The following is a 13,643-nucleotide window of genomic DNA, read 5'->3' as shown; positions in this document are numbered from 1 at the left end:
GCACGGACCGGCTGGGCGCTGCGAGGGGGAGGGCGGGGCTCAGACCCGGCCGGCGAGCTCGTAACCGGCCTCGTCCACGGCGGCGCGGACGTCGGCCTCGGCGAGCGGGGCGGCGGAGACCACGGTGACCTCTCCGGTGGTGGCGACGGCCTTGACCGAGGTCACGCCCGGCAGGGCGGTCAGCTCGGCGGTCACGGCGCCCTCGCAGTGCCCGCAGGTCATCCCGGTGACCTTGTACACGGCGGTGGTCTGGGTGTCCGTCTCGGCGGTCATGTCGTTCTCCTTCTTAGGGTGTCTCTCTGCTCCCAGATTATACCCCTAGGGGGTATTGAGCGAGTATCTGGCGGGACTTGGCGGGATCTCAGTGAAGCGTGCGGTGGGCAAGATCGCCAAAATCCCGGCACATGCCGCAGATTGCGCATACAGGGACGCTCGTGGCGGTCTCAGTCCTCGCGGCGTCCCCGGTTGCCGGGGCGGCGGGCCACCCACGCGCGGATGGTGTCGGCGTACCAGTAGGGCTTGCCGCCCTCCACGTGGTCGGGCGCGGGGAGCAGCCCGTGCTTGCGGTACGAGCGCACGGTGTCCGGCTGGACCCGGATATGGGCGGCGATCTCCTTGTACGACCACAGCGTTCGGTCGCTCATCGACGACACCTCCTGGTCCACGCCGCGGGGCCGGCCGGAAGGCCGTCGGGGGAGCCGGCGCGTGGACACTGACGATCACTCGGGGTTGTGCCCGGAGAACGACGTCCGGTGAGTGCGAGGGAGGGCCTGTCGACCTCCTGTGACGGAAAACCCGTGTAATGCGGACATGCGTGACACGAAGGGGACTCCTGTGACAGAAGGGCCACATGAGTCCCCCTCGGGCGGGGCCGCCCGGCGCGTGCCGGACGGGGCCGCTCAGCGTGCGTACAGCTCCGGCCGGTCCACCAGCCGCACAGCGGTCCGTACGCCGCTGCGCGAGGCCGCCAGTCCCGCCTCCGAGACGGCCGCGGCCGCGTACCCGTCCCACACGTCGGGCCCCGCCACCCGCCCGCGCGCGGCCGCGGCCACCCACCGCCGGACCTGGCGGTCGTAGGCGTCGGCGAACCGGGTCGTGTAGTCCTGGACGATCTCCCCGCCCCACCGGCCGCCCGACTCGACGACCATCGCCCGGCCGTCCCCGATGTGGGCGCTGCCGGACTCGCCGACCGCCTCGCACCGCACCTGGTAGCCGAAACCGCAGTTCACGAAGATCTCCACGTCGACGATCGCGCCGCCCGAGGTCTCCAGCAGCACGAAGCGGGGATCGCCCAGCCCCTCCGGAGCGGCCGAGGTGGGCGTGGGCGCGAGCACGGTCACGGCGGTGACCTCCTGGCCCAGCAGCCAGCGGGCCGCGTCCACCTCGTGCACCACCGAGTCGGTGATCAGCATGTCGCCGGTGAAGAAGGAGGGCGAGGACGCGTTGCGGTGGCGGCAGTGCAGGAAGAGCGGCCGCCCGATCCCGCCCGCGTCCAGCAGCTCCTTGAGCCGCTCGTACTCGGCGTCGAAACGCCGCATGAACCCCACCTGCACCAGCCGCCGCCCCAGGCGCAGCTCCGCCTCCATGATCCGCAGGGCCCCCGCCGGATCCGGGGTCAGCGGCTTCTCGCAGAGCACCGGCAGCCGCCGGTCCAGAGCGTGCAGGATGGCCTCCTCGTGGGCCGGCCCGGGGGAGGCGATCAGTACGGCGTCCACCCCGGGAGCCGCCATGGCGGCCGCCGGATCCGTGTACGCGCCCGCGCCCTCCAGCCCCGCCGCGACCTCCTTGACCCGGTCCCCGTCCGGGTCGGCCACGGCCACCACCCGTGCCCCGCCCACCGTGGTGCCGATGCGCCGGACGTGATCGGAGCCCATCCTCCCGGTGCCGATGACCGCGATGCCGAGCGTGCCGCTCATGTGTGTCTCCTCCAAGGGGTCAACGGGCGCCGCAGGAGCGCAGGTAGGCCCGGGTGCGCCGGGCGATGGGCAGCGGCCGGTCGGGCGGGCACGGGTACATGTCCTGCTCCACGATGGCGAACAGGTCCACCCCGAGCCGCTGCGCCGCCGCCAGTACGGGTTCCAGCGCGGGCACCCCGGACGGCGGCTCGCACATCACCCCGCGCCCCACCGCCGGGCCGAAGGGCAGCCGCTCCGCCACCACTTCGGCGAGGATCCGCGGGTCCACCTGCTTGAGGTGGAGGTAGCCGATCCGCTCGCCGAAGGTCTCGATCGCCCGGACGCTGTCCCCGCCGCAGTACGCGTAGTGCCCGGTGTCCAGGCACAGCGAGACCAGCTCCGGGTCGGTGGCGTCCAGGAAGCGGGCCACGTTCGACGGGGTGTCGATGTGGGTGTCGGCGTGCGGGTGGACCACGATCCGCAGCCCGTACCGGTCCCGCACCTCCCGGCCCAGGCGCTCGGTCTGGGAGGCCAGTTCACGCCATTGGTCCGGGGTCAGCACCCGGTCCTCCAGCACCTCGCCGGTCTTGTCGTCGCGCCAGAAGGAGGGGATGACGACCAGGTGGTCCGCGCCCATGGCCCGGGTGAGCGCCGCGATCCGCGACACGTGCTCCCAGGTCTCCTCCCAGACGGCGGGCCCGTGATGGAGTCCGGTGAAGACCGTCCCGGCGGACACCTTCAGGCCCCGTTTCGCGGTCTCGTCGGCGAGGCGGGCCGGATCGGTGGGGAGGTAGCCGTAGGGGCCGAGTTCGATCCACTCGTACCCGGCGTCGGCGACCTCGTCGAGGAAACGCTCCCAGGGGGTCTGGTCGGGGTCCTCCGGAAACCAGACACCCCAGGAGTCCGGAGCCGAACCGACACGGATACGGGTCAACGCGGGTGGGGAGGAGGTCATGACGGCCACCTTAGGGTGCGAGGCTCGAAGCGACGGGGAAGACGGGTGGGACGGGTGCGAGGAGCGGGAGGAGAGGACGCAGTGGCGGGAGTGCCTGGTGAGACGGGCAGGGACGGGCTCGCGTACGCGGGGTCCGGCGACGGCGGGCCGCCGGACGGCGGGTCCGTGTACGACCTCATCACGATGGGGCGGATCGGGGTGGATCTCTACCCCCTGAAGGCCGGTGTACCGCTCGGCGAGGCCGACACCTTCGGCAGGTTCCTCGGCGGCTCGCCCGCCAACGTGGCCGTCGCCGCCGCCCGGCTGGGCCGCCGCACGGCCGTGATCACCCGGACCGGGGCCGACCCCTTCGGGGCGTACCTGCGGGCCGAGCTGCGCGGCTTCGGCGTCGACGACCGGTGGGTGGGCGAAGTGGACCGCTACCCGACCCCCATCACCTTCTGCGAGATCTTCCCGCCGGACCGCTTCCCGATCTACTTCTACCGGCTTCCCAAGGCCCCCGACCTGGAGATCGAGCCCGACGAGGTGGACCTCGAAGCGGTGCGGGCGGCCCGGGTCTTCTGGATGACCGGCACCGGGCTCAGCGCGGAGCCCAGCCGCAGCGCCACCCTCGGCGCGCTGGAGGCCCGCTCGAAGTCCGGTACCACCGTCTTCGACCTGGACTGGCGGCCGATGCTGTGGGAGGGGCCGCCGCAGCCCTGGTACGCGCGGGCGCTGGCCCTCGCGACGGTCGCCGTCGGCAACGCCGAGGAGTGCGAGGTCGCCACCGGCGAGAGCGAGCCGTACGCGGCCGCGCGGGCGCTGCTCGCCGCCGGAGTGGAGCTGGCCGTCGTCAAACGCGGACCGGAGGGCGTGCTGGCCGTCCACCGCGACGGGCGGGCAGTGGAGGTGCCGCCGGTGCCGGTGACCGTGCTCAACGGGCTCGGCGCCGGGGACGCCTTCGGGGGCGCGCTCTGCCACGGGCTGCTGGCGGGCTGGGACCTGGAGCGGGTGCTGCGCCACGCGAACGCGGCCGGGGCGATCGTGGCCTCCCGGCTGGCGTGCTCGTCGGCGATGCCGTTCGCCGACGAGGTGGAGGAGGTGCTGGCCCGTGCCGGTGGTGTCTGAGTCGGGGATGGAGTTCACCCGCCTGCGGATCCTGGAACTCGCGCCGGGGGAGACGTACGCCTTCGCCTGCGGCGACGCGGAATGGATCGTGCTGCCGCTGTCGGGCGGCTGCCGGGTCCGCTGCGCGGAGGCTTCCGAGGTTCCGGGGCCGGAGCCGCGCCTCGGCGCGCCTCACGACACGGCGCTCCGCGCCCGCGCCTCACACTCCCCCAGCTACCGCTGGGAGGTGCCCCCGGGCGAGGCTGGGTTGCCCACCCGGCAATCCAGCAGTGCCGGCGAGGCTGGGGTGCCCTCCGGGCAGCCCAGCCCGCCGGGCGTGGCCCCGTCCGGGCAAAATCCAGCCCCGCCCGGGGGTCCCCCCGGACGGAGTCTGGGGGAGTTTGAGGCGCGGGGGTCCGGGGGCGGAGCCCCCGGGAGCGGACCGCAGGTCTTCGAACTCAGGGGACGCACCGGGGTGTTCGACGGCCCCACCGACTTCGCGTACCTGCCCCGGGACGGGCGTGCAGAGGTCACCTCGGCGGCGGGCGGCCGCTTCGCCCTCGCGGGGGCGCGCTGCGAGAACAGGCTGCCCGCCCGGTACGGGCCCGCCGCAGACGTACCCGTCGAGCTCCGCGGCGCCGGCACCTGCTCCCGCCAGGTCAACAACTTCGCCGCCGCCGACGCCTTCCCCTGCGACCGCCTCATCGCCGTCGAGGTGCTCACCCCCGGCGGGAACTGGTCCTCGTACCCGCCCCACAAGCACGACGAGCACCACCCCGGCGAGGAATCCCGCCTGGAGGAAATCTACTTCTTCGAGATCGCCCCGCACGGCGACGTCCCCGGCCTCGGCTACCAGCGTGTCAGCCCCTCCCCGGCGGGGAAGACCGACATCCTCACCGAGGTGCGGTCGGGCGACACCGTCCTCATCCCGGACGGCTGGCACGGCCCCTCCATCGCCGCGCCCGGCCACGACATGTACTACCTGAACGTGATGGCCGGCCCGGGCGCCACACGGGAGTGGCTCATCCGCGACCACCCCGACCACGGCTGGATCCGGGACACCTGGCCCGCCGCGGCCGTCGACCCCCGGCTGCCCTTCCCCCGTACGGAGGCCGATGCATGAGGCTCACCACCGCCCAGGCCCTCGTCCGCTTCCTGAGCGCGCAGTACGCCGAGCGCGACGGCCGCCGCCACCGGCTGATCGCCGCCACCTGGGGCATCTTCGGGCACGGGAACGTCGCCGGGATCGGGCAGGCCCTCCTGGAGAGCGGGCCCGAGGCCATGCCCTTCCTCCAGGGGCGCAACGAGCAGGCGATGGTGCACGCCGCGGTCGGGTACGCCCGGCAGAGCGGGCGGCTCTCCGCCCACGCCGTGACCACCTCCATCGGGCCCGGCGCCACCAACCTCGTCACGGGGGCCGCCCTCGCCACGATCAACCGGATCCCGGTGCTCCTGCTGCCCGGGGACACCTTCGCGACCCGGCCCGCCGATCCGGTGCTCCAGCAGCTCGAAGTCCCGTACGCGGGCGACGTCTCCGTCAACGACACCCTGCGGCCCGTCTCCCGCCACTTCGACCGGATCACCCGCCCCGAGGCCCTCGTCCCGGCCGCCCTCCAGGCGATGCGGGTGCTCACCGACCCCGTCGCGACCGGGGCCGTCACCCTCGCGCTGCCGCAGGACGTGCAGGCCGAGGCCTACGACTGGCCCGAGGAGTTCTTCGCCGAGCGGGTGTGGTCCGTACGCCGCCCCCGCCCCGACCGCGCCGAGCTGGCCGCGGCCGCCGAGGCGGTACGGGGCTCCGCGCGGCCCCTGATCATCGCCGGCGGCGGGATCCGGCACTCCGCCGCCCAGGGCGCCCTCGCCGCCTTCGCGGAGGCGACCGGGATCCCGGTCGCCACCACGCAGGCGGGCAAGGGGGTCCTCCCGTACGACCACCCCGCCGAGGTGGGCGGCGTGGGGCACACGGGCACGGCCACCGCCGACGCGCTGGCGCGGGAGGCCGACCTGGTCATCGCCGCCGGGACCCGGCTCACGGACTTCACCACCGCGTCCGCGACGCTCTTCCGGAACCCTGAGGTCCGCTTCGTCGGCCTCAACCTCGACCCCTACGACGCCCACAAGCTCGCCGCCCTGCCGCTGGTGGCGGACGCCCGCGAGGGCCTGGCCGAGCTCCAGGGCGCGGTCGCCGGGCACCGGGCCGGGCCCGCGTACGAGGCCGCGTACACCGCCGCGAAGGCGGACTGGGAGGCACGCGTCGACGCCGCGTACGCCGTGCCCGTCTCCGACGAGGACCGGCCGCCCACCCAGGCCCAGGTCCTCGGGCTCCTCGACGCCCTCGTGGACGGCAGCGACATCCTGATCAACGCCGCCGGCTCGCTCCCCGGGGACCTCCACAAGCTGTGGCGGGCCCGCTCGGCCGACCAGTACCACGTCGAGTACGGCTACTCCTGCATGGGCTACGAGATCCCCGCCGCGATCGGCACCGCCCTGGCCGCGCCCGGCCGCCCGGTGTGGGCGCTGGTCGGCGACGGGACGTACCTGATGAACCCCACCGAGATCGTCACGGCCGTCCAGGAGGGCGTCCCGCTGCGGCTGGTGATCCTCGACAACCACGGTTACGCCTCCATCGGCGGCCTGTCGGGGGCGGTGGGCGGCGAGGGCTTCGGCACGGCGTACCGCTTCCGGGGGCCGGACGGCGCGTACGACGGCGCCCCCCTCCCGGTGGACCTCGCCGCGAACGCCGCCTCGCTCGGGATGGCCACCATCCGCACCCACACCCTCGGTGACCTGCGAAAAGCCCTCGCCGAGGCCCGTCTGGCGGACCGGCCCACATGTGTCTACGCACAGACCCGAACACCCGACACTGTGTCGGGCCCACCCCCGGCACAGGCGTGGTGGGATGTTCCTGTGGCCGAGACCGCGACCCGTGCGTCGGCGGCCGAGGCCCGTGACGAGTACGACCGGCAAGCCGCGCAGCGACGTCGCCATCTGTGAAGGAGCAAGCATGAAGACCGTCAACCACTGGATCGGTGGCAAGACCGTCGAGGGCGCGTCGGGCAACTTCGGCCCGGTCACCGACCCGGCGACGGGCGAGGTCACCACGCAGGTCGCCCTCGCCTCGGCCGAAGAGGTCGACGCCGCCGTACGCGTCGCCCAGGAGGCCTTCCTCTCCTGGGGCCAGTCCTCGCTGGCCGCCCGCACCAAGGTGCTGTTCGCCTACCGCGCCCTGCTGGACGCCAACCGCGACGCCATCGCCGAGCTGATCACCGCCGAGCACGGCAAGGTGCACTCCGACGCGCTGGGCGAGGTCGCGCGCGGCCTGGAGATCGTCGAGCTGGCCTGCGGGATCACCACCCAGCTCAAGGGCGAGCTGTCCACCTCGGTCTCCAACCGCGTGGACGTCTCCTCCATCCGCCAGCCGCTGGGCGTGGTCGCGGGCATCACCCCGTTCAACTTCCCGGCGATGGTCCCGATGTGGATGTTCCCGCTGGCCGTGGCCTGCGGAAACACCTTCATCCTCAAGCCGAGCGAGAAGGACCCCTCGGCCTCCAACAAGCTGGCCGAGCTGATGACCGAGGCCGGTCTGCCGGCGGGCGTCCTCAACGTCGTCCACGGCGACAAGGTGGCCGTCGACGCGCTCCTGGCGCACCCCGGCATCTCCGCCGTCTCCTTCGTCGGCTCCACGCCGATCGCCCGCCACATCCACACCACCGCCTCCGCCAACGGCAAGCGCGTCCAGGCGCTGGGCGGCGCCAAGAACCACATGCTGGTGCTCCCGGACGCCGACCTGGACGCCGCCGCCGACGCGGCCGTCTCGGCGGCCTACGGCTCCGCCGGCGAGCGCTGCATGGCGATCTCCGCGGTCGTCGCCGTCGGCTCCATCGCCGACGAGCTCGTCGAGAAGATCCGCGAGCGCGCCGAGAAGATCAAGATCGGCCCCGGCAACGACCCGACCTCCGAGATGGGCCCGCTGATCACCGCCGCCCACCGCGACAAGGTCGCCTCGTACGTCAAGGGCGCGGCCGCCCAGGGCGCCGACGTGGTCCTGGACGGCACCGGCTACACGGTCGAGGGCAACGAGAACGGCCACTGGATCGGGCTCTCGCTGCTGGACAACGTCAAGACCGACTCCGACGCCTACCGCGACGAGATCTTCGGCCCGGTGCTGTGCGTGCTGCGCGCCGAGACCTACGAGGAGGGCGTGGCGCTCATCAACGCCTCGCCGTTCGGCAACGGCACCGCGATCTTCACCCGCGACGGCGGCGCCGCCCGCCGCTTCCAGCTGGAGATCGAGGCGGGCATGGTCGGCGTCAACGTGCCGATCCCGGTGCCGGTGGGCTACCACTCCTTCGGTGGCTGGAAGGACTCGCTCTTCGGCGACCACCACATCTACGGCAACGACGGCATCCACTTCTACACCCGCGGCAAGGTCGTCACCACCCGCTGGCCGGACCCGGCCGACGCCCCGGCGGGCGTGGACCTGGGCTTCCCCCGCAACCACTGACGCCTTCCCTCCCGCAGACCCGGAACCCCTCGGCCACCCTCACCGGCCGGGGGTTCCTGCTGTCCCGGGCCGTCCGGGACCTGGCTTTATGCGACTACGCGAATATTGGCGAGACCGCATGGACGGCGGACCGCACCCCCTCGTACCGTCATGGTCACCAGCCCAACCGGGCTGCCCGACAAGGGGGTTTCACCATGGCTCGTGAGGAACTGACCCGACTCACCGGCAACGGGAACGGGAACTGTAGTAAGAACGACTGCCCCAACGTCTACGTCTCTCCGAGCGGCTCGATCATCGTCCAGGGCGACGTGTCCGACGCCTTCACCCCGCCGACCGGGGAAGGGCTCGTGGAGATCCCCGAAGCAGTGCTGAGGGAGGCGTTCCGTGCTCTTGGATGGTGACGAGTGGGCTGCCCGGTTCGAGCGGTTCACCCTCGAAGCGTGGAGGCTTGAGACCCTTCCGCAGTACCTCGTACCGCAGGAGGAGGAAGAGTTCGAGGCGTTCAAGGCCGGAGCCCGCATCGACCCGCACACCTACTCCAACGAGTACACGGATGACCTCAAGCGGGTCCGCCGAGAGGGCAAGAGCAAGGGGCGCGTACACATCGTGTCCCGCCCCCTTTCCGACTACCTCCGCTACGAGTTCATGTCCTACCTGCCGCACGCTTGGGCGGGCGAGGACATCCGCATTCTCGACGTGACCGACCGGGACAACCCGCTTGAGGGCGTGCAGGACTTCTGGATGTTCGACCACTCCGAAGTGGTCCTGATGAACTATGGGCCGGACGGGCGGCAGATCAGCCGCGAGGTCTACGAGGGCGACCTCGCCCCATTCATCGAATACCAGCGCATCGCTATCACCGAATCGGTGCCCTTCGAGGAGTACGTGAAGGGCATTGACGCTTGACCCGCAGCAGCTAGGAGAGTCAAGAGCCGACCTAGCGCAAACGCTAAAGACGCTACGGAAGCGGGCCGGGTGGACTCAGACCCGGCTCGCTCAGCGCTGCAACATGTCACAGACGAAAGTCAGCAACATTGAGAGCGGGAAGCTAACCCCCGCTCTCGTGGACGTGGAATTAATCCTCCGGGCACTCGACGCGCCCACCTCTCTTGTAACCGAGGTGATGGCGCTAGCACGGATGGCTAACACCGAATGGAAAGACGACTGGTCTTCCCGCCGTAGGGGCTTGGATAAGCGACAGAATGAGTTGGCCGGCTTCGAGAAGTCGGCTACAGAGTTCCGCTACTTCCTACCGACGATGATCACAGGACTCCTGGCCACGCCGGAGTACGTGCGGGCCAGCATCGCGGGCGTTCCAGGGGATCACGGCAAGACCGTTGCGAAGAAGCTTGAGCGTCAGGCCGTCCTCTATGACAGGTCGAAGCAGTTCACGTTCATCCTCACGGAGCAGGCCGTCAGGTGGCCGCTCGTTCCGCCGGATGCCTTGGCTATACAGATGGACCGGCTTGCTTCGTTGACGCGCCTACCAAACGTGCGCATTGGGGTAATCCCTATCGGGCCCGTGGTGATGCCGGGCCCGCTGAATGTCTTCACCATCTACGACGACCGGATCGCCACGGTTGAAACGTCTACCGGTGTGATGGTCTTCCGAGATCACCGGGACGTGTCGGCATATCTCGACGAGTTCGCGACCTTCGAGCGTCACGCCCTGTTTGGCGAGCAAGCCCGAGAACGCTTGAGCGAGTGGTCGATCGCCTTTACCCGACAACGCGAATAAACCTTCAGTAGGCCCGCCCCGGGGTCGAAGATTGTCGCGGACCGAACGGCAATCGGGAGGGGCGCAATGGCAAGCATTGAGACGAGGACCATCAGTCCGGAGGTAGCCCGCCTCTTCATGCCTGCGTGGCCCCAGGCCCCCGCCGACTGCTCGAAGTGCCAGAAGTGGGCCGAGGAGCGCTCGGCGGCTACGGGTCCTTTGGCGGGCACGGTCGTGAGCGACAAGAACGTGCTGATCCGGCACCACGCTGCGCGGGGGCACGAATGACCATGACCCTCCGCGTCTCCCACGACGGCGGCCGAACCTTCGGCGGCGAGGTCATCTATCCGACCGACCGCGCGGAGAAGCCGCTTACCCCCGCCGCGTCGGCCCGGTGGCCGCCGTGCCAGTGCGAGCGCTGCCGCACGACGGCTCCCGCATCGGCCTGAGAGGAGGTGCAGCGATGACCGATCCCGGAGAGAAGTTCCCGCCCCCACCCGCAGCCTGATCCGAGAGGAGCACCATCAATGACGACGATGCTGGAAAGCCCCGTTGCCTTACGGCACGGGCGGGACCTCATCAGTCCCGAGCTGTTCGAGAAGGTCTCTGAGTTCTGCGCGGAGGAGTACGGACACGAGCTGTCCACCGCCCGCCGGATCGTGGACCAGGCCCTTGCCTTCCTCAAGGTCATGGGCGACACCCGAGCGTTCGACATGACCCCGTCCGATGCGGTCGATCCCGGCTGGCACAGCTTCGTACTCCACACCCAGGCCTACGCCACGTGGTGCGACGAACAGTTCGGGTTCTTCCTCGGCCACGAGCCCAAGGCCACCGTCCGCACCCGCCCGCTGATCGGTTCCGTGGTGGACCGGGTCAGGGCCGCCGGGTTCCACGTGGACGACCGGCTGTGGGGCTCCGCGAAGGACTGCAACCCCCCGGCCTGCTGCGGTGACGGCGACGGCTGCTGATCAACCCGGGAGATGAGCCCCGGGTGCGGCCAATGCGCCCGGGGCTCACCCATGAACAGAGGTTAGTCCCCATGGCAGTTGATGAGACTTTGGCCGGACAGGGCAGGGTCACCGTGTTCCGTATGTTCGGCACAGTCTTCGGCTACACCACACACTCCCTCGACGGCCGGAACCTGGGGGAAGTGGCCGTGGTCGGCCCCCTGACTCCCGGTGTCGAGTGGGGGAGGCTATGGCAAATGGCTAGGACGATGTGCCGTCCGTCCGAAGGGGATAGCGAGCACGCCCGATGGATCATGGCGCAGGCAAACCGCTCGTTCACCTGCGGCAGCGACGTAGTCGTCAAGTTCCCCCGGGGCACGTGGAAGCTGGCACGCGGCAAGCGGGCCGACCTTGGTGGGTACTGCATGCGTGATCACCTCTGGACGGGCGCCATAACCGTTGAGGAGGTCACCCCGGACCAGGTGGCCGCATACGAGCCGATCTACAGGGCGTAGTGCCTGCCACCTTGGAAATTCCCAAGGTCCCTGTTGCGAGTTGAGGGCCCGACTTACCCAAACCCACAGGTCACGGAGTCGCCGGCACAGCCCAACTCGATACACGAAAAGGCCCCGACCTCCCCGGCAAGGGAAGCCGGGGCTTCGTTCGTCATCAGATCGCTCGTCCTTCGTTCACGCAGGACGCACAGGCCCCGCGTCGGGTTGGGTGTGCGTGCCTGTGGAAGCTGCACCAGCCCTCTGGGTAGGTCCGGGCTGGCGGCCAAATGCGGATGGAGGCCGGGGTGTTGCCAGGCACCACGTAGCGGAATTTCGGTTGATGGACGAGGAGCTCGTCCCTCCCCGTGGGGGCTGGTCCGCGCTTAGCCATGGGGGTACCTCCTTCAAGGTCGGGATGTGGGTGAAACGGCCCTGCCGGAGGCTGGGGCCATGGAGAGACGCGTAGTCGTGTACCCGCCGGACGAACGCGGGTGGCGGAAGGTCCGGTATGACGGGCAGATCCTCGGACTGCCTACCAGGCGAGTGACGTGGTCGAGTTCCTCCGGGAGGCCGGACACCCGGACCCGGATGCCGTTGACCTCACGGACGAAGCGCTCTTCGAATGGCGCGGAGGAGGCCCGGAGACTTGGGCTGACTCCCCGCCGTGACCGGGGTCAACCTTGATCGCACTCTCCGCCGGGTCGGCAGGCTCCGCATCCTGTGATGCGGTAATCCAGTGACCTCGGGTTCCCCCGCAACCACTGACGCCTTCTCTCCGGCAGACCCGGAACCCCTCGGCCACCCTCACCGGCCGGGGGGTTCCGCCGCTGCGGGGCGTTACAGGAGGGCCGGCCAGACGTCGGCCGGGGCGGTGGGGGCCCAGACCACGTCGGCGTGGCCGTAACCCGGGGCGACGGTGAAGCGGACCCGGTCGTTCCCGCCCGCGCGGATGAGCTCGGCGCCGCGCGGCTCGTCGCCGCGGCCCAGCTCCGCGTTGACCCAGACCACCTCGGCGCGGATCCGCTCCCAGGCGATCCGGTACGTGTCCCCGTCGCCCGCCCAGACCGCCGCGAGGTCCCGCATCAGGGCCGTCGGGACCAGCCCGCTGCCGAGGGCGGCGGTGGCCGCGTGCCAGGTGCCCAGCGTCGTGCGGGACAGGGCGAAGCGGTCTTCCGCCGGGGTGGCGCCGAAGGCGTACGTGCCCGCGCTGTGGCCCTGGCGGTAGATCCAGTTCGCCGGGCCGGGGAGGGCGGAGGTGCGGATCAGCGCGTAGTGGGCCAGGCCCGCGTGGGTGAAGCGCCGCTCCGGGTCGGGCGGCCAGGGCACGGCGCAGGCGCCCCCCGGGTCGGCCACGGCGCGGGCGACCAGCCCCGCGAGGCCCGGGTCGGCGGCGTGCACGCCCCGCGCGAGCTGCTCCGCGTACGCGTCCCGGGTCGCGGCCGCCCGGAGTGCGGCCGGGCCCGTGCAGGGGCCGGTGGTGTCCAGGACCAGCACCCGGCGCAGCCGCGGCGAGGGGTCGTGCGAGGCCGCGTCCAGTGCGAGGGCGGCCCCGGCGGAGTGCCCGGCGTACGCGTACGGCAGCTCCAGTACGCGGTCCAGCGCGGCCACCACCCCCGCCAGGTCCCGGCGGTGTGCCGCGAGCCCCATCCCGGCGGTGACCTGCCCGGCGTCGGCCGCGTCCTCGCGCGGGGTGACGCCGACGACCAGCAGGCCCCGGCGGCGCAGGTGGTGGGCCAGGCTCTCGCCGCCGGGGGTGCCCGGGGTGAGGAAGTCCGCCGCGAAGTTCAGGCCGCCGCCCGGCAGGAGGTACGCGACCGCGTGCGGGGGCCGCGCCGTGTCCGCGAGCACGTCCACCGTGACGGGGGCCGGGCCGCCGTCCTCCAGCGCGGCCGTGAGCCGGATCCAGCCGTCGCCGTGCAGACGGGCGGCGTTCCCCGAGCCGCCCAGGGCCCGCTCGGCCAGGGTCAGGGGATCGGCGTGTTCTCGTACCGTCATGTCCGTCTCCCCCTCGCCGGGACGGTCACGCGCCGCCCTCCGGGAACACC

14 protein-coding genes are annotated in these 13,643 nt (G+C 71.5%); 9 read left to right on the top strand and 5 right to left on the bottom strand.

Annotated features, from left to right (window positions below; translation table 11 throughout):
* Positions 1 to 39 precede the first annotated feature (39 nt).
* The 4 genes from ACFV0Q_RS02820 to ACFV0Q_RS02805 all read right to left on the bottom strand — a co-directional run bounded on the left by ACFV0Q_RS02820 (position 40) and on the right by ACFV0Q_RS02805 (position 2,850).
* A complete protein-coding gene (locus tag ACFV0Q_RS02820; protein ID WP_384999426.1) occupies positions 40 to 273 on the bottom strand; it encodes a heavy-metal-associated domain-containing protein in 234 nt (77 codons plus the stop codon).
* Positions 274 to 443: 170 nt separating this feature from the next.
* Positions 444 to 644: a helix-turn-helix transcriptional regulator gene (locus tag ACFV0Q_RS02815; protein ID WP_384999423.1), complete on the bottom strand. Its 201-nt coding sequence runs from the start codon at positions 642 to 644 to the stop codon at positions 444 to 446.
* A gap of 255 nt (positions 645 to 899) precedes the next feature.
* On the bottom strand, positions 900 to 1,916 hold the full coding sequence (locus ACFV0Q_RS02810) for a Gfo/Idh/MocA family protein (RefSeq protein WP_384999420.1): 1,017 nt from the start codon (positions 1,914 to 1,916) through the stop codon (positions 900 to 902).
* Between the two features lie 19 nt (positions 1,917 to 1,935).
* Positions 1,936 to 2,850 carry a sugar phosphate isomerase/epimerase family protein gene (locus ACFV0Q_RS02805; RefSeq protein ID WP_384999417.1) on the bottom strand — a complete coding sequence of 305 codons (915 nt, stop codon included), beginning with the start codon at positions 2,848 to 2,850 and terminating at the stop codon, positions 1,936 to 1,938.
* Between the two features lie 165 nt (positions 2,851 to 3,015).
* Here ACFV0Q_RS02805 and iolC point away from each other — a divergent pair, with 165 nt between their 5' ends.
* The 9 genes from iolC (at position 3,016) to ACFV0Q_RS02760 (ending at position 11,619) form a co-directional block, all read left to right on the top strand.
* A complete protein-coding gene (gene iolC, locus ACFV0Q_RS02800) occupies positions 3,016 to 3,957 on the top strand; it encodes a 5-dehydro-2-deoxygluconokinase (protein ID WP_384999524.1) in 942 nt (313 codons plus the stop codon).
* Positions 3,941 to 5,059, top strand: a complete 1,119-nt coding sequence (gene iolB / locus ACFV0Q_RS02795; protein ID WP_384999415.1) for a 5-deoxy-glucuronate isomerase — start codon at positions 3,941 to 3,943, stop codon at positions 5,057 to 5,059. The genes iolC and iolB overlap by 17 nt, the downstream gene beginning before the upstream one ends.
* Complete coding sequence (iolD, locus tag ACFV0Q_RS02790) at positions 5,056 to 6,930, top strand: 3D-(3,5/4)-trihydroxycyclohexane-1,2-dione acylhydrolase (decyclizing) (protein WP_384999412.1); 1,875 nt, start codon at positions 5,056 to 5,058, stop codon at positions 6,928 to 6,930. Before iolB ends, iolD begins: the two co-directional genes overlap by 4 nt.
* A gap of 10 nt (positions 6,931 to 6,940) precedes the next feature.
* A complete protein-coding gene (locus ACFV0Q_RS02785) occupies positions 6,941 to 8,440 on the top strand; it encodes a CoA-acylating methylmalonate-semialdehyde dehydrogenase (protein WP_384999409.1) in 1,500 nt (499 codons plus the stop codon).
* A gap of 194 nt (positions 8,441 to 8,634) precedes the next feature.
* The gene (locus tag ACFV0Q_RS02780) at positions 8,635 to 8,841 is read left to right on the top strand and encodes a hypothetical protein (RefSeq protein ID WP_384999406.1); all 207 of its coding nucleotides are present in this window, start codon (positions 8,635 to 8,637) and stop codon (positions 8,839 to 8,841) included.
* A complete protein-coding gene (locus tag ACFV0Q_RS02775) occupies positions 8,825 to 9,346 on the top strand; it encodes a DUF6879 family protein (RefSeq protein ID WP_384999404.1) in 522 nt (173 codons plus the stop codon). Before ACFV0Q_RS02780 ends, ACFV0Q_RS02775 begins: the two co-directional genes overlap by 17 nt.
* Positions 9,336 to 10,178, top strand: a complete 843-nt coding sequence (locus ACFV0Q_RS02770) for a Scr1 family TA system antitoxin-like transcriptional regulator (protein WP_384999401.1) — start codon at positions 9,336 to 9,338, stop codon at positions 10,176 to 10,178. The genes ACFV0Q_RS02775 and ACFV0Q_RS02770 overlap by 11 nt, the downstream gene beginning before the upstream one ends.
* A 506-nt stretch (positions 10,179 to 10,684) precedes the next feature.
* Entirely contained in the window at positions 10,685 to 11,125 is a 441-nt protein-coding gene (locus ACFV0Q_RS02765) for a hypothetical protein (protein WP_384999398.1), read from the top strand.
* Between the two features lie 71 nt (positions 11,126 to 11,196).
* Positions 11,197 to 11,619: a hypothetical protein gene (locus ACFV0Q_RS02760; RefSeq protein WP_384999395.1), complete on the top strand. Its 423-nt coding sequence runs from the start codon at positions 11,197 to 11,199 to the stop codon at positions 11,617 to 11,619.
* Positions 11,620 to 12,435: 816 nt separating this feature from the next.
* Here ACFV0Q_RS02760 and ACFV0Q_RS02755 read toward each other — a convergent pair.
* A complete protein-coding gene (locus ACFV0Q_RS02755; RefSeq protein WP_384999392.1) occupies positions 12,436 to 13,593 on the bottom strand; it encodes a hypothetical protein in 1,158 nt (385 codons plus the stop codon).
* Positions 13,594 to 13,643 lie beyond the last annotated feature (50 nt).

This window comes from Streptomyces sp. NPDC059564 (assembly GCF_042735575.1).
Classification (GTDB): domain Bacteria; phylum Actinomycetota; class Actinomycetes; order Streptomycetales; family Streptomycetaceae; genus Streptomyces.
The sequence above is the reverse complement of the archived record's forward strand: the minus strand, read 5'-3'. Positions and strand labels throughout refer to the sequence as shown.